This is a genomic window from Vreelandella hamiltonii (assembly GCF_014651775.1).
Classification (GTDB): Bacteria; Pseudomonadota; Gammaproteobacteria; order Pseudomonadales; family Halomonadaceae; genus Vreelandella; species Vreelandella hamiltonii.
In genome coordinates this window covers 37,690-51,165 of record NZ_BMXN01000006.1, presented here as the reverse complement: position 1 = coordinate 51,165, position 13,476 = coordinate 37,690, and the positions used below count along the sequence as shown (strand labels likewise).

At 55.5% G+C, this 13,476-nt stretch carries 13 protein-coding genes; 1 reads left to right on the top strand and 12 read right to left on the bottom strand.

What is annotated here, in order from left to right; genetic code table 11:
* Positions 1–6: 6 nt before the first annotated feature.
* From IE091_RS07245 to IE091_RS07200, 10 genes are read right to left on the bottom strand one after another with little or no spacing between them, the layout of a single operon-like run.
* Positions 7–1,542: a tripartite tricarboxylate transporter permease gene (locus tag IE091_RS07245; RefSeq protein WP_096922628.1), complete on the bottom strand. Its 1,536-nt coding sequence runs from the start codon at positions 1,540–1,542 to the stop codon at positions 7–9.
* Positions 1,542–2,024, bottom strand: a complete 483-nt coding sequence (locus tag IE091_RS07240; protein ID WP_189463265.1) for a tripartite tricarboxylate transporter TctB family protein — start codon at positions 2,022–2,024, stop codon at positions 1,542–1,544. The genes IE091_RS07245 and IE091_RS07240 overlap by 1 nt, the downstream gene beginning before the upstream one ends.
* Positions 2,011–2,811: a fumarylacetoacetate hydrolase family protein gene (locus tag IE091_RS07235; protein ID WP_157779975.1), complete on the bottom strand. Its 801-nt coding sequence runs from the start codon at positions 2,809–2,811 to the stop codon at positions 2,011–2,013. The genes IE091_RS07240 and IE091_RS07235 overlap by 14 nt, the downstream gene beginning before the upstream one ends.
* Complete coding sequence (gene hydA / locus IE091_RS07230) at positions 2,805–4,250, bottom strand: dihydropyrimidinase (RefSeq protein WP_096922625.1); 1,446 nt, start codon at positions 4,248–4,250, stop codon at positions 2,805–2,807. Before hydA ends, IE091_RS07235 begins: the two co-directional genes overlap by 7 nt.
* A gap of 1 nt (position 4,251) precedes the next feature.
* Positions 4,252–4,983, bottom strand: a complete 732-nt coding sequence (locus IE091_RS07225) for a maleate cis-trans isomerase family protein (RefSeq protein WP_096922624.1) — start codon at positions 4,981–4,983, stop codon at positions 4,252–4,254.
* Between the two features lie 34 nt (positions 4,984–5,017).
* A complete protein-coding gene (locus IE091_RS07220) occupies positions 5,018–5,770 on the bottom strand; it encodes an aspartate/glutamate racemase family protein (RefSeq protein ID WP_096922623.1) in 753 nt (250 codons plus the stop codon).
* A 19-nt stretch (positions 5,771–5,789) separates the two neighbouring features.
* A complete protein-coding gene (locus tag IE091_RS07215) occupies positions 5,790–7,157 on the bottom strand; it encodes an amidohydrolase family protein (protein ID WP_096922622.1) in 1,368 nt (455 codons plus the stop codon).
* An 18-nt stretch (positions 7,158–7,175) separates the two neighbouring features.
* Complete coding sequence (locus IE091_RS07210; protein ID WP_189463263.1) at positions 7,176–8,456, bottom strand: TRAP transporter large permease; 1,281 nt, start codon at positions 8,454–8,456, stop codon at positions 7,176–7,178.
* Positions 8,453–9,010, bottom strand: coding sequence for a TRAP transporter small permease (locus IE091_RS07205; protein ID WP_081195631.1), 558 nt, complete (start codon positions 9,008–9,010; stop codon positions 8,453–8,455). Before IE091_RS07205 ends, IE091_RS07210 begins: the two co-directional genes overlap by 4 nt.
* A gap of 8 nt (positions 9,011–9,018) precedes the next feature.
* Positions 9,019–10,020: a TRAP transporter substrate-binding protein gene (locus IE091_RS07200; RefSeq protein ID WP_096922621.1), complete on the bottom strand. Its 1,002-nt coding sequence runs from the start codon at positions 10,018–10,020 to the stop codon at positions 9,019–9,021.
* 355 nt (positions 10,021–10,375) lie between these two features.
* On the opposite strand from IE091_RS07200, the gene IE091_RS07195 reads away from it, so the two are divergent.
* Positions 10,376–11,065, top strand: a complete 690-nt coding sequence (locus tag IE091_RS07195) for a GntR family transcriptional regulator (RefSeq protein ID WP_205738319.1) — start codon at positions 10,376–10,378, stop codon at positions 11,063–11,065.
* Positions 11,066–11,083: 18 nt separating this feature from the next.
* Here IE091_RS07195 and puuE read toward each other — a convergent pair whose 3' ends face one another.
* Together puuE and IE091_RS07185 are read right to left on the bottom strand one after the other, a co-directional pair.
* Complete coding sequence (gene puuE, locus IE091_RS07190; RefSeq protein WP_229800779.1) at positions 11,084–12,016, bottom strand: allantoinase PuuE; 933 nt, start codon at positions 12,014–12,016, stop codon at positions 11,084–11,086.
* Positions 12,017–12,027: 11 nt separating this feature from the next.
* Positions 12,028–13,464: an amidase gene (locus IE091_RS07185; RefSeq protein ID WP_157779974.1), complete on the bottom strand. Its 1,437-nt coding sequence runs from the start codon at positions 13,462–13,464 to the stop codon at positions 12,028–12,030.
* Positions 13,465–13,476: the final 12 nt, after the last annotated feature.

The following is a 13,476-nucleotide window of genomic DNA, read 5'->3' as shown; positions in this document are numbered from 1 at the left end:
TTGACCTCAGGTTTTGTTGGACTTCGATGGATGAGAGTTGGAACGCTTGCGGACGAAACCTGCTTTCACCATCCCGCGCCATGCCATCGTGAGGATGACCAGCGCCAGCAGGATCAGCAGAATAAGGCTGCCTGGCCGCGACCAGAAGATCGCCAAGCTGCCGTTTGAGAACACCAACGACTGACGCACGGCGCTCTCGAAACCTGGCCCTAGCAGTAGGCCAATTATTAAAGGAGCGACAGGAAAATGGGTACGCCGCATCACGTAGCCAAGTCCACCCCCTACCATCAGGATCAGCAGATCAAAAGTACTCGAATTGACCGCATAAGCACCGCAAACACAGAGCAACAGAACGCAGGGATAGAGCACTGTGGCAGGTATGCGAGTGACGTGCTTTAACCAGCGAATCGCCGCTAACCCAAAAATCAGTAACAGAACGCTGGTGACCAGAAGAACCAGAAATAGCCCGAATAGAAATCCAGGGTTCTGTTGAATCAACAGTGGCCCCGGCATCATCCCTTGTGCCATTAGCGCACCGATCAATACTGCGGTAATGGTGTCGCCGGGAATACCGAACACGGTCATAGGGATCAGCGCTGCGGGGACGACGGCGTTATTGCCAGACTCGGCCGCAGCAAGACCTTCAAGTGAACCCTTCCCGAATTTCTCCGGCTCACGCGAACGCTCGCGGGCTACTCCATAGGCAATCCAGCAGGAAATTTCAGCGCCCAGGCCCGGTAGTGAGCCCAGGAAGGTACCCAGCGAAGTCGAACGTAGAATAGTCGGCCGAAGAGCCCAAAACTCCGACCACTGGAGCCGTTCACCACCGTGCTCCACCACACCATGATCATCACTCGATGGCTCGGGTGGATAGGTCAGTTGCATTAGTATCTCGCTCAGGGCGAACATGCCGATCAACAGCGGAATCAGTGAAACGCCGCCTAGTAGGTCGGTATTGCCGAAGGTAAAGCGTTGGTAGCCAGACATCGGATCAAGCCCGATAGATGCCACCAGTAAACCGAGTCCAGCAGCAATCAGGCCCTTGAGGAAGCTCTCGCCGCTGACCGTGGCAATCATGGTTAAGGCAATGAGGTAGAGCAGTGCAAATTCCGGTGAGCCGAAGCGAATAGCAATGCTGGCCAATGGAATGGCTACCATTATCAGCACCAGTGTGGCCATTAAATCCGCCACTACTGAGCTATAGAGACTGACCTCTAAGGCTTTGCGAGACTTGCCCTGCTGCGTCAGCGCATATCCATCGCGTGCAGTGGCCGCAGCCGCCGCAGTGCCTGGAGTATTGACCAGAATGGCCGGGATCGAACCGCCATAGATGGCCCCTTTATAAATGCCCAGCAAAAAGGGAATCCCAATGGTAGCCTCCATAAAGAAGGTGAACGGTGCCAGGACCGCCACCGCCATGGTGGCTGTGAGTCCAGGCAAGGCGCCGATCAAAATGCCGCCAGCAAGCCCCGCAGACAGTGCCAGGAAAGTCCAAGGGCTGGCCAGCATTGCAAGCCCCTGTTGCAGTACAGCTAGATCCATCACAGAAGCATCCCCCTGGGGAAGTAGACGCCCATGACGCCCTCAAAGAGATGGATCACCAGCGCCGGTGGTACGACCGCCAGCGCAAGCAGCACGTACCAACGGCGTTCACCAAAGCACAACGCCAGCAGTGGCACAGCCAACATGGCTACCAGCCAGATGCCTAGGAAACGCATAGACACCACCATGGCCACCATCACTGCATAGGCCATTAGAGCCCGTGTCGTGCTGCCGCTAGAAAATGTCACCGAGAAGCGTGGTCGCCAGGCTGATATCAGTAGCACCACGCCCAGCCCAGTGACCAGTAGCGCGATTATGCCGGGAAAGAAAGCTGCCGAGCCGATATAATGGGGGTCTCCAAATGGTGGTGGAGTGCCATGCACAATACGCAAAAACGCGGCTCCCACTATGATTATCGCAATGGCCAGCAGCGATTCAATCAGACGGCTACCTGACAAACGCAGACTATTACGCGGAGTCATGTGCCATCTCCTCCCCTATCGTGTCCGCGTCGATTTCAAGCGATACGCTTCCGATATTCTCGAATCTGGCTTCAATATGTTGCCCCGGATGCGCCTCGAACATACCTGTCCAAGAGCCCATACTGATCACATCACCCTCCGCCAGCCCCCACCCAGAGTACTCCGCATGCATTGCCAACCAGGGAAGAAGCGACACGGGATCGACCATAGGGTGCCGTAGCGCTAAGCCTGTTAAAACCTGGTTATTGACACGCACTGAAAGTGCACTTTCAGCAAAATGCGACTGCCAGGGCCCTACTACCCCTTCTCCAATGATCAGCCGTCCATGCATCTGTAAGTCTGCTAGGAGAAAGGACCGTGGTAGCTGTCGCCAACTTGCAGCTCGTACGTCAAAGAGCTCGATGGCTGCTAGTGTTTCTCCTACTGCCAAGGCGGCTTCGTTGCGTCGACATCCAGAGTAGAGGGGCTGCCTGAGCCGCACGGCCAGTTCTACCTTAATTCCGAACAAACTGAAGCGGTCGGACTTATTTAAGCGTGCGGGAGAGGTCATTAAGCAATGGTTAGGAATCGGTGCGGCAGTTACCGGAGCTATACCAAGTTTCCATGCAAGTGGACGCCCATCAGTCCACCAGCCCATTTTTGTCCCCAAAGCGGACTGAACAGCGTAAGCGTCGGCATCGCTTTGCGGTGCCAATCGCTGTGCCGTCTCTGAAGTTATTAGGGGCCCTCCTTGCCACACCTTTGCGAGGGCTTCGGTAAGCTCCTCAATATTTGAATGGTTTACCACGTATCACCTCCCGGTGGCTTTGGCTTAGGCCGAGCCGGTTCGGGAAGAGCACAATGCAAAAACTTGCCACGCCCAGCACTGCCGAGATAGTTGCCATCGCACCAAACTACCTCGCCACGCGACAACGTCAGGGATGGCCAAGCTGTTACCGGAATATTTTCGTAGGGGGTGTAATCTACATTGTGATGGAGGTCGCTATTATGAATGCGTCGATCCAGACCAGTCTCCCAGAGCACTAGATCAGCATCCGCGCCTACAGCAATGGAGCCCTTACGCGGATAGAGGCCATACATGCGCGCAACATTGGTAGCGGTGAGTGCAACGAACTGCTGCACAGTCAGACGCCCCGTCTCCACCCCATGGCTAAACAGAAGAGCTAGGCGTGTTTCTAGTCCTGGAATTCCGTTGGGAATTCGATCAAAACTGGCATCACTACCGGCGGTGAACTTGCCTTGGGGGCCATCAAAGGTGAAAGGAGCATGATCCGAAGAGAATATCTGGAAAGCACCGCTCTCAAGACCATCCCAAACCACTTGCTGATTGGCTTTATCGCGCGGTGGAGGACTACAGATACACTTAGCACCATGATGATCATTGTCATCGATGCCAAGATCACCAGCGGTAAGAAACAGATACTGTGGGCAGGTTTCGGCGTATATACGCAGGCCATGATTATGCGCCCAACGTAATTGTTCTATCGCCTCGCGGCCCGAGACGTGCACAATCAGGATCGGTACATCGACAAGCTCGGCATAAGCGATAGCGCGGTGGGTAGCCTCACGCTCCACCAGCATTGGGCGCGCTTCAGCATGGTAACGGGGCGCTGTGTGACCATGAGCAAGTAGGCGCTCGGTAAGCCAGGCAATACAGTCGGCATTCTCGGCATGTACCATAACCATGGCACCATGCTCACGTGCCACTGCTAGCACATCGATGATCTCGCGATCTGACAGCTTCAGATCGTCATACGTCATATAGATCTTGAATGAGGTGTAGCCTTCACGGATCAGCTCTGGCAGCTCATTTGCCAGCACTTCTGGTGTCGCATCAGTCACTATTAAGTGGAAGGCATAGTCGATACACGCTTTGCCTTCAGCTCGTTGGTGATAGTCGTTGACTGCGGCACGCAAGCTCTGTCCTTTTTGCTGGCATGCAAATGGAAACACGGTGGTTGTTCCACCGCAGGCAGCTGAACGCGTGCCGCTGAGAAAGTCGTCGGCCATCTTGGTCCCGTCGGAGGTCGGCTGATCCAAGTGGCAGTGACCATCAATACCGCCCGGCAGTACCCAGCGCCCGGCTGCATCAATTTCTTCTTTTCCCGCCGCTAGTCCATTGCCTAGAGCAACAATTACCCCATCGCGAATGCCAATATCGGCGTCGAAAACATCAGCGGCGGTGGCACAGCGCGCCCGACGAACCACCAAATCGAACTCAGCCATATTACAGCCTCCCTTCCATCAAGCGTCCCCAGCCTTTGACCGGTGTCTTTTCATGCCCCGTCATTCGCAGCATTTTCCACACCACCGTGGCAGTGGTATCCAGCACCGGCACGCCTAGCTCAGCTTCCCACTGGTTCACCAGTTGAGCAGAGTTGAGGTTGGTACAGGCGACGACAATCAAGGGAGCACCCTGCTCAGCCACCCGCCGAACCTGGGCGGTAAGGGTCTCTGCACTCACTTCAGCAAAGGCAAAATTTTCACTGATACCAAGGTGATCTTCCGCAACAATAGTGAAGCCTTCAGCGTGGTAATTCGCCAAGATACGCTGCTGTACATCGTCGGTATAAGGCGTTACCAGACCAAATTCACGCACACCGTGCTCGGTCATGATCTCGTTGAGCGCCAGCATGGATGTGGTGGCTTGAATGCCCGTTTCAGCCTTAATGCGTTGGCACAGCGTGACATCGTGGTCAAAGCCTAGCCAACCGGCTGAAGTGCCGCTCCAGCCAATCACATCAACCCTGGCATCGGCGAGAAGCTTGGCGGCAGCCAGTACATGGGTATCGTCAAACTGGCCCAACGCCCGCTGGCTTAGGGCTATTTCAGTGACACCAAAGCGAGAAAAATGCGCTGTGACACCTGGCACCTGAGCCACCATAGCGGAGGTCAATGGCTCGAGGGCAGTATTTGAAGAGGGTGTCAAAACACCAAAACGGTTACGGGGCGTGGTCATGGTCGTGCTCCAAAATGTATATTCCGTGTTTGCCTTACGAGATGCGTTGCCGCCCGATTAATTGACCTAGGGCAGGCGATAATCCCGTCCAGCTTTTTTCAGGTGGTACGGCGTAGCTTCCCGCGGTGGCTTTATTAGGACTTAGCCGTGCCAGCAGTTCTGCCTGATGAACGGCACAACTCACCCCGTCCACAACGGGCACTGGAATCTGCGCTGCGACACTGCGGGCCAACCCTGCCAGCGGTGCGCCAGCAATAATCAACACATCGGCTCCGTCTTCGCGTACGGCGGCTTCGCATAGCGCCACCAGCTGTTCACCCTTGTCCTGCTGAACACTGCCAATGTTGGGCAGTGGTTCGTCTAGGCAGCGGATACTTGCCAGTCGCGAGGTCATCCCATAGCGGTCAACGGTTTCGCTGTACCAGGCACGGATACGCCGCGAAATCGCCACGATGCCGATGCGACCGCCCAGCATGGCAGCACTCATCAGAGCACTCTCAGTAAGCCCGACCACAGGGATCGGCAGCATTTCACGGGCAGCTTCTAAGCCAGGGTCGCCAAAGGCTGCGATGATCGCGGCATCATGCCCTGCATAGTGTTCCGCAAGCTCATTCAATGTCGCATAGGCCCCAACGGCCGCTTCAGCACGGGTTTCGATATAGGCCACCCCAAAGGCCGCCGTGCGCAGCGTCAACTGGGTATCGCCGCTTGCCGAGCGCCGCGCCTCGGCAGCGATAAGGTCGGTAACACTTTGAGAAATGTTAGGATTAACAATCAATAGCTTCATAAAGTCAGTCTCCACCGCATCAAACCTGAGCCCGGGCACGCGCCCAGAGCGTTTCAGCCGCGTGCTGCGCCTCGGCCAGCAGTGTGGGCGTATCGGCCAAGCACAGCTTCCCCTCCTCCACCACAACTTGACCGTTGCACACCACCATCTCGACATCCCGTCCTTGAGCGGTGTGTACCAAGTTGCCAAGGGCATTGATCAGCGGCACCAAGTGCGGGCGGCGGAAGTCAAACACCACTAAATCAGCGCGCTTGCCGGGAGTGAGAGAACCCAGCTCAGCATCCAGCCCTAACGCCTTGGCGCCTCCCAAGGTGGCCATTTCCAGCACGTGATGTGGCTGCCAGGTGTCATTAATTTCGCTCTCTTGCACCCGGCCCATAATCAATGCCCAGCGCATCACTTCCACCATATCGCCGTGCATGTTGTCGGTGCCTAGAGCAAGGTTCGCGCCCGCTGCGCGTAAACGGGTGGTGGGGGCAATCCGCCCACCCGTGGCATTACCCCGTGGAATATGGGCAATGTTGGTGCCGGTACGGCCAATGCGCTCGATATCGCTGTCGGTCACGTACATACAGTGGGCAGCAGTAAAACGCGGGCCCAGCAGCCCAACATCTTCCAGCAACTCACTGGGCGTCATACCGTCACGCTCTATCACCCGACGGTTCTCTTTAACGCTTTGGGAAAGGTGGCCATTAACGTGAATACCCAGCGCATCACGGGCAGTGGCAACGTTGGCTAATAAAGCACGGGAGCAGGTATCAGGCGCATGGGCAGCCAGCTCTACGCCTAAACGGCCATCCAACTTGCCCTGCCAACACTCGTGAAGCGCAATGGCTTCATTTAGCGTACGTTCGCCAATTGCATCGTGATGCTCCCAGACCCCCTCGTGCACACGGCTGAAATCCACATCGTGGATGCGTCCGCAGGTAATCACCCGCATGCCTAGCTCACCCATGGCGGGAAGCGTCAAGTCGGCATGCACATAGCTGTCATTAATTAGCGTTGAACCAAACAACAGTGCTTCGGCGGCCCCTAACCGTGCCAGGGCAACGGCCTCCTCCTCGCTCACTTCATGACCGTGGGGTACGCCGGGCGTATAGGCCGGTGCGAAGCCCATATCTTCTGCTACACCACGCACCATGCTCAAAATGGTGTGGGTATGCACATTGACGAAACCTGGGGTAATCACTCGGCCGGTTAAGTTGATCGTACGGCGTGCCGGTGGCATTGGCTGCGACGGATCATCGGGCCCCACCTCAACTAGAAGACCTTGATGAATCACTAACCGAGCATTTGGAATCTCACCCAATTGAGGATCAACCGTCAGCACGCGAGCGCCATGAATAACCAAATCAGCAGGATGCTGAGCATCGAAGGGTTGCGTCATTATCTGCTCCGGTGACAGTTAGTAGCCAAGCGCGCGGGGCAGCGCGGTGACGAGTTGGGGGACAAAGATGCACAGGGCAAGCACCGCAAACTGGAAGGCCACAAAGGGCAGCGACTCTTTCACAAGCTGCATCATGGGCACTTTGGTGATGCCACTCATGACGAAATAGAGCACCCCCACCGGCGGCGTCATCATCCCGACCACCAGGTTGTACATAAACAGAAAGCCGAAGTAGAGCGGGTCGATGCCATATGTCAGTGCAACAGGCGCAAACAACGGCACCAGCATGATGTAGGCGGCGTTAGATTCAATCAGCATGCCTACCACGACCAGCAGCGCCATGGTGAGCAAGATGAAGGTCATCGGGTCGCTGGTCAGATTCTGGATAAAACCAGATAACATCATCGGCACCATTGCGATGGTGAAGATGAATGTCAGCACCGAAGCAAACGCAATCAACGCGCCGACCATGGCGGACGTGACTGCAGCCCGGTAGAGACAGCCAGGCAGGTCGGAAACTTTCAACCGGCGTGTGACGACAAAACCGATCAGCGCTGAGTACACCACGGCGATGGCCGCGCCCTCAGTGGCAGTAAAAATGCCGCCGACAATTCCGCCGACGACAATGACCGGCATCATAATGATGACCAATGCGCGTCGCCCTTGGTGTAACACATTGGCCAGATTGAAACGCTCGCCGGTCAGCGGATAACCCCGCCGCCAAGAGATCCAACTGGCAATCGCCATAAAGCCAACCGCCAACAATATCCCAGGCAGAATACCAGCGATAAAAAGCCCGCCCACAGAGACCGAAGAGCCCGCCATCAACGCATACACGATCATCGCATTGCTTGGGGGAATCACCGGGCCTAAATTGGCGGCAGAAGCAATAACTGCGCCTGAGTAAGCATCGGGATAGTATTTGCGAAGAGAGGGCACCAAGGTACTGCCCATGGCGCTGGCACTTGCTACTGCGGCACCACTGACAGAAGCAAAAATAGTCCCTGAGGTGATTGTCACATGGGCCAAACCACCATGCATCCGCCCAACCAAGCTATTCGCGAAGGCAATCAGGCGATCCATAATGCCCGCGCGCACCATCAGCTCACCGGCAAGCATGAATAGCGGAATCGCCATCAAGGGGAAGCTATTCACGGCATGCATCATGCGCTGCGGCATGACCACCAGTTCGAAGTCGAGCATCCACAGGCCGGCCAACGAGCCAAATCCAAGTGCAAAAGCCAAGGGCATACCGAAAAAAGCCAGCGCCAGAAACAAGCCAATCGCCATCCACGTCATGACACCCCCTCCCATGTGCGCGAACCACCCCATGCCAACAGCGCCAAGTGTAGAAAGGCGTGAGCGCCGCAAATCAGCACAGCGATGTAGTAAATGGCAGAAGTTACAGGCAGGGTCGGCATTAGTTCTGGCCAGCGATCAACGGTCGCGACCCACGCGCCGATCATCACCATCAGCATCAAAAGCGTGGAAACACCGGCCATCAAACGAAACAGAACCTCCTTCAACCAGCCGGGCATCATCATCACAAACAGGTCAATACCGACATGCACCCCGTGTTTCACGCCATGTGGAATGGCCAGGAAGATCGCCCATACAAAGCACAAGCGTGAAAGCTCATCCGCAGCATCAATGGAAGAACCAAGCACATAGCGCCAGAACACCTGAAGCGACACGATGGTCACCATTAGCGCCATGACCGCGACAATGCCCCAGTAGGTAATGGCATCCAGACGCTCAACGACCCATTTCGCACGTTGGAAAGCAGTGCTTAAATGCGGGGGAGCAGGCCCCCGCTTGGTGTCATCTTGAGGTGATACAGAAGTCGGTGTCATGGTGGGTCTCACAGCGCTGCTTGAGCTTCCTGGGTGACTAACTCAATGAACGCGGGATCTATGCGCTCTTTGAGGCTTTCAGTCACGACCGACGTGGCTTCACGCAACTCAGCCCGTAGCTCAGGAGAAATGGGGGTAAATTCCATGCCATCCGCAATTAACTGCTCGCGCCACTGCTCTTCCTCATCCGCAGCAGCTTGACGCTGCCACGCCATTGCCTCCGTCATGGCGGCATCTATTATGGCGCGGTGCTCTTCCGAGAGGCGCTCGTAGCTGCGCTGATTGGCAACGGCGTTAATAAAGTCATAGAAGTGGCCGCTGTCAGAGAGATACTCCTGCACTTCGTTGAAACGACGGCTGGCGATGATGTTGTAAGGGTTTTCCTGACCGTCAAGAACACCCTGCTGCAGTGCTGAATAGAGCTCGGACACATCCATTGATACCGGGTTGGCGCCCAACGCACGGAAGGTCTGCAGATGAACCTCGTTGGGCTGCAGGCGAATGCGCATGCCCGCAAAATCGTCAACCGAGGTAATCGGGCGCAAGTTATTCGTCACATGCCGGAACCCCAGTTCACCATAGCCAAGATTAACGAACCCAAGCCCCAGCATCTTTTCATCCAACTGCTCACCAACGGGCCCGTCCATAACGGCGAACGCCTGTTCACGGCTATCAAATAAGAAAGGCAGACTGACCGCTTCATACTCAGGGATGGAACGTGTGAAGTAAGCAATCGAAGTGAACACAGCGAAAATAGTCCCGGAACGCACTTGGTCAACGTTTTCGGTGGCACCGCCTAGCTGCATCGCGGGAAACAGATCAATTTGAATCTCACCCTCGGACTCTCGTTCTACCTGCTCTTTAAAAACTTCCATCGCCCGTGAGACAGAGTGATCCGTAGGGAAGTTACCTGCTACACGCAGGCGTTCAGCCGCCTGTAGCGATGAGGAGAAGAGGGTCGCGGCCGTCAGCAGCGATGCCAGGGTTACAGCATTAGCTTTCGAGATCATGGGGGAGGCTCCAGCGGTTTCATAAAGTCGTCATCGCATGCTCACGCGGGCGATTTCCTAAAAATGAACCAGCAATCCTCATGCCACAGCCTAAAAAAATATAAAAAAATGACGTTATGAACTGCACAAGCCAATGATTTACAATAGAATTAAAAAAGTATGTAAAAAATCAAAAAGACATTGATCCATAAATTGCATACAATTAATAAAACATATTTGCGCACAAAAATAATGCACGGCAGCTTAATTTCGCACCTCACTAGTGCACTTTGACAAATTTATAACGTTTTGAACGTAGTACTACAGACGGCCTTGCCCTTACGGCATACTGAACGCAGTTTTTCGACAGGATAAGATGACCATGGATGCCGCTCCGACGACCAAACCCGCCATTGAGCAAATAGCCGAGCGGATTACTGATGCCATAATGGAACATCGGCTTCCGCCTGGGGTAAAGCTAGGGGAGGATCGTCTCGCCCAAACGTTTAATGTCAGCCGCACGAAGGTCAGACAAGCGCTAACCTCGCTCTCCAAAGAGGGACTGGTAACCCTGCACCCCAATCGCGGGGCGTATGTGACGCGCCCTACCCGCCAGGAAGCGCTGGATCTCATGGAAACCAGACGCTTGATTGAGCCAGAAATTATCCGTCAGGTAATTGCACGCGCAACGCCCAAAGACCTAGAAAAACTCAAGGCTCATCTAGAGGAAGAGGATCGCGCCAGGGAAGAGGGCAATCGCCGCCTTATCATCAGTCTCACTGGCAAGTTTCATATGCTGTTGGCCGAGCTCGGCGGCAATATTTTTATTCAGAAGTTGATGTCCGAACTATGCCCACTCACCTGTTTGATCATTGCCCTTTACGATGCCCCGCAAATGCCCGCCTGCCCCGAGGATGAGCATGCCCGCATTGTCGAAGCCATCATCAATAAAGACGTTGAAAAAGCCATTCACCTGATGCTCCACCACCTGAATCACATTCAGGATGCTCTTCACCTAGTAGACCCTGAGGCACGGGACATTCATTGGGAATCACTGTTCGGTTGATGGTTCACTGCAGCCCGGTCACGGGCGGCAGGGAGAGTGGTGCTGATGCCAGTGCCTGGCAATGTCACTACGCCGTGCGACCCAAACGCGCTCATGGCTCACCACATGGTCAAGAAAACGCTCCAATGCCTGCGCCCTACCCGGTCGGCCAGCTAAGCGGCAGTGTAGGCCAAGTGACATCATGCGCGGCTGGTACTGGCCCTCCCGATAGAGCGCATCAAAGGTATCCACCATATAGTCGAGCCACTGTCGCGATGTATTGAACCCTGGGGCCTCGGCGTAGCGCATGTCGTTGGTATCAAATGCATATGGCAAGACGAGATGCTCACCCCTAGGGTGTCTCACCCAGTAAGGCAAGTCATCGTTATAGGCATCCGAATCATAAAGGAAACCGCCTTCGGCAATGATCAGCCGTCGGGTCATTTCGCTTATACGCCCGGTGTACCATCCCAACGGGCGCTGCCCACTCAGCCGGGTCAGCGTGGCCACAGTGCGGCGGATATCCTCAGCCTCCTGCTCTGGAGAAACTTCTTTATAATCAATCCAGCGCCAGCCATGCGCGGCGATTTCATGACCATCGCGTAGCAACCGCTGCGCTACCTCAGGCAGCCGCTCAAGTGCCTGAGCGACAGCGAAGATAGTAAGTGGCAATTGTCGTCGTTGAAAGATGTCCAACAGTCGCCAAATCCCCACACGACTGCCATATTCGTAATGGGATTCCATGTTGAGGTTGCGCCGATTAGGCCAGGGTTGGCAACGCATGTCGCTGTTCAGGCTTTCCGAACCGCTATCGCCATCCAGCAGATGGGACTCGGCCCCCTCTTCCACATTCAACACGATGGATAGCGCTAGTCGTGCATTACCCGGCCAGTTTGGCTGAGGCGGCTGCTCTCCGTAGCCCCGCAAATCCAGCAGGCGCTCTGCCATATCAAGGTTAATCGCCGACGGCATGGGATGCCCCTTCAGTTGATCGCGTGAACACAATCTGGCCACTGGTGGCGAAAGCCTGCCGCTTCCAGTTGCATAGCCACCTGCAGAAGCAGATGCTCGTTACCCGGCTTGGCAACCAGTTGAATGCCTGCCGGTAGTTGCCCAGGCTGGCGAGGTACAGGTAGGCACAGCGTAGGAAAACCTACTAAAGAGACCAGAAACGTACATGCTAAATAATCGATGATCGACTCACAGGCGTGACCATCAATCTCCCATACATCATCTTGTGCATTATCAAACGGCATCACGCTGGTAGCCGGCAGAACAAGTAGGTCAAACTGCGCAAAAAACGCGTGAAAGCGGCGATACAAGGTGGTACGAGTATTCTCGGCATGTAGATACTCTGACGCGCTAACTCCCTCACCTTGGCGTACATTCCAGGCAAAAGAGGCAGAGAGATGCTGCTCCTGTGCATTAACCAGTTCACCAAACGTTGCCCATGACTCAGCCGCTCGGAGCGTCTTGAAAGCGGCCACGCCCCCGTCAACATTAGGATGCCGCCACTCCACACGTCCCAGCAGTGCCTCAATGTGCGCTACGGCCTGTTCAAAAACCCTACGGATCTGATGGGATACATGATAGGCCCCATCAAAGGTTACGGATGCCGCTACCCGCACAGCGCCTGACGTGCTGAAGCCCCCGTTGTTAGCCACTGCTTGTGTGTACGCGGTCGTGCTAAGCCGGAATGAGCTGGGATCGTCAGCATGGGCGCCCTGCATCACACTCATCATCAGTGCTGTGTCCCGCACGTTGCGCGCCAGCACCCCCTGAGTGGACAGCGTGCTCCATCCCCTCGGGCGGTATGGCTCGGCGATAGTGCCTGGCGTTGGCCGCAGCCCAACACAACCACAAAAAGCAGCGGGGGTTCGAACCGAACCACCAAAGTCAGTGCCTTGCGCCAACGGCACCATTCCGGTAGCCACTGCGACAGCCGAACCACCACTGGATCCACCAGAACTAAGCTGTCGATCCCAGGGGTTGGCCGTGGGGCCACAAAGGCTGTTAGTACACACAGCCCCAAAGGCAAACTCTGGTGTATTGGTTTTGCCCAGCACAATAACGCCGGCCGCTTTTAGTCGTGCCACCGAAAGCTCATCCCGCTCGGGACGATTGTGTGCAAACAGGCGTGACCCTTTGGTTGTGGGTAGCCCTACGGTATCCGTGACATCTTTCACAGCCACCGGCAAACCATGTAGCGCGCCTAACGGCTGGCCAGAGCGCCGCTTCCGATCACAATCCTCTGCCGCGGCGCGGGCACCGTCTGCATCCACGCTAATAAATGCCTGCAACGAGCCGTTAAGAGCAGCAATGCGAGACAGCGACGCCTCCACAAGCGCCGAGGATGTGAGGCGACCCTCGGTTAATTGGATAAGCAGTTCAGTGGCTGGCTGGTGCAGCGTATCGTTCATTGCGTCGTGCAC

What these genes read in the sequence shown, in the direction of transcription:
- IE091_RS07185 (WP_157779974.1), bottom strand. Translation starts at nt 13,464, where the DNA reads ATGAACGATACGCTGCACCAGCCAGCCACTGAACTGCTTATCCAATTA.
- IE091_RS07245 (WP_096922628.1), bottom strand. Translation starts at nt 1,542, where the DNA reads ATGGATCTAGCTGTACTGCAACAGGGGCTTGCAATGCTGGCCAGCCCT.
- IE091_RS07200 (WP_096922621.1), bottom strand. Translation starts at nt 10,020, where the DNA reads ATGATCTCGAAAGCTAATGCTGTAACCCTGGCATCGCTGCTGACGGCC.
- IE091_RS07240 (WP_189463265.1), bottom strand. Translation starts at nt 2,024, where the DNA reads ATGACTCCGCGTAATAGTCTGCGTTTGTCAGGTAGCCGTCTGATTGAA.
- IE091_RS07210 (WP_189463263.1), bottom strand. Translation starts at nt 8,456, where the DNA reads ATGACGTGGATGGCGATTGGCTTGTTTCTGGCGCTGGCTTTTTTCGGT.
- IE091_RS07220 (WP_096922623.1), bottom strand. Translation starts at nt 5,770, where the DNA reads ATGAAGCTATTGATTGTTAATCCTAACATTTCTCAAAGTGTTACCGAC.
- IE091_RS07195 (WP_205738319.1), top strand. Translation starts at nt 10,376, where the DNA reads ATGACCATGGATGCCGCTCCGACGACCAAACCCGCCATTGAGCAAATA.
- hydA (WP_096922625.1), bottom strand. Translation starts at nt 4,250, where the DNA reads ATGGCTGAGTTCGATTTGGTGGTTCGTCGGGCGCGCTGTGCCACCGCC.
- IE091_RS07215 (WP_096922622.1), bottom strand. Translation starts at nt 7,157, where the DNA reads ATGACGCAACCCTTCGATGCTCAGCATCCTGCTGATTTGGTTATTCAT.
- IE091_RS07225 (WP_096922624.1), bottom strand. Translation starts at nt 4,983, where the DNA reads ATGACCACGCCCCGTAACCGTTTTGGTGTTTTGACACCCTCTTCAAAT.
- IE091_RS07205 (WP_081195631.1), bottom strand. Translation starts at nt 9,010, where the DNA reads ATGACACCGACTTCTGTATCACCTCAAGATGACACCAAGCGGGGGCCT.
- puuE (WP_229800779.1), bottom strand. Translation starts at nt 12,016, where the DNA reads ATGCCGTCGGCGATTAACCTTGATATGGCAGAGCGCCTGCTGGATTTG.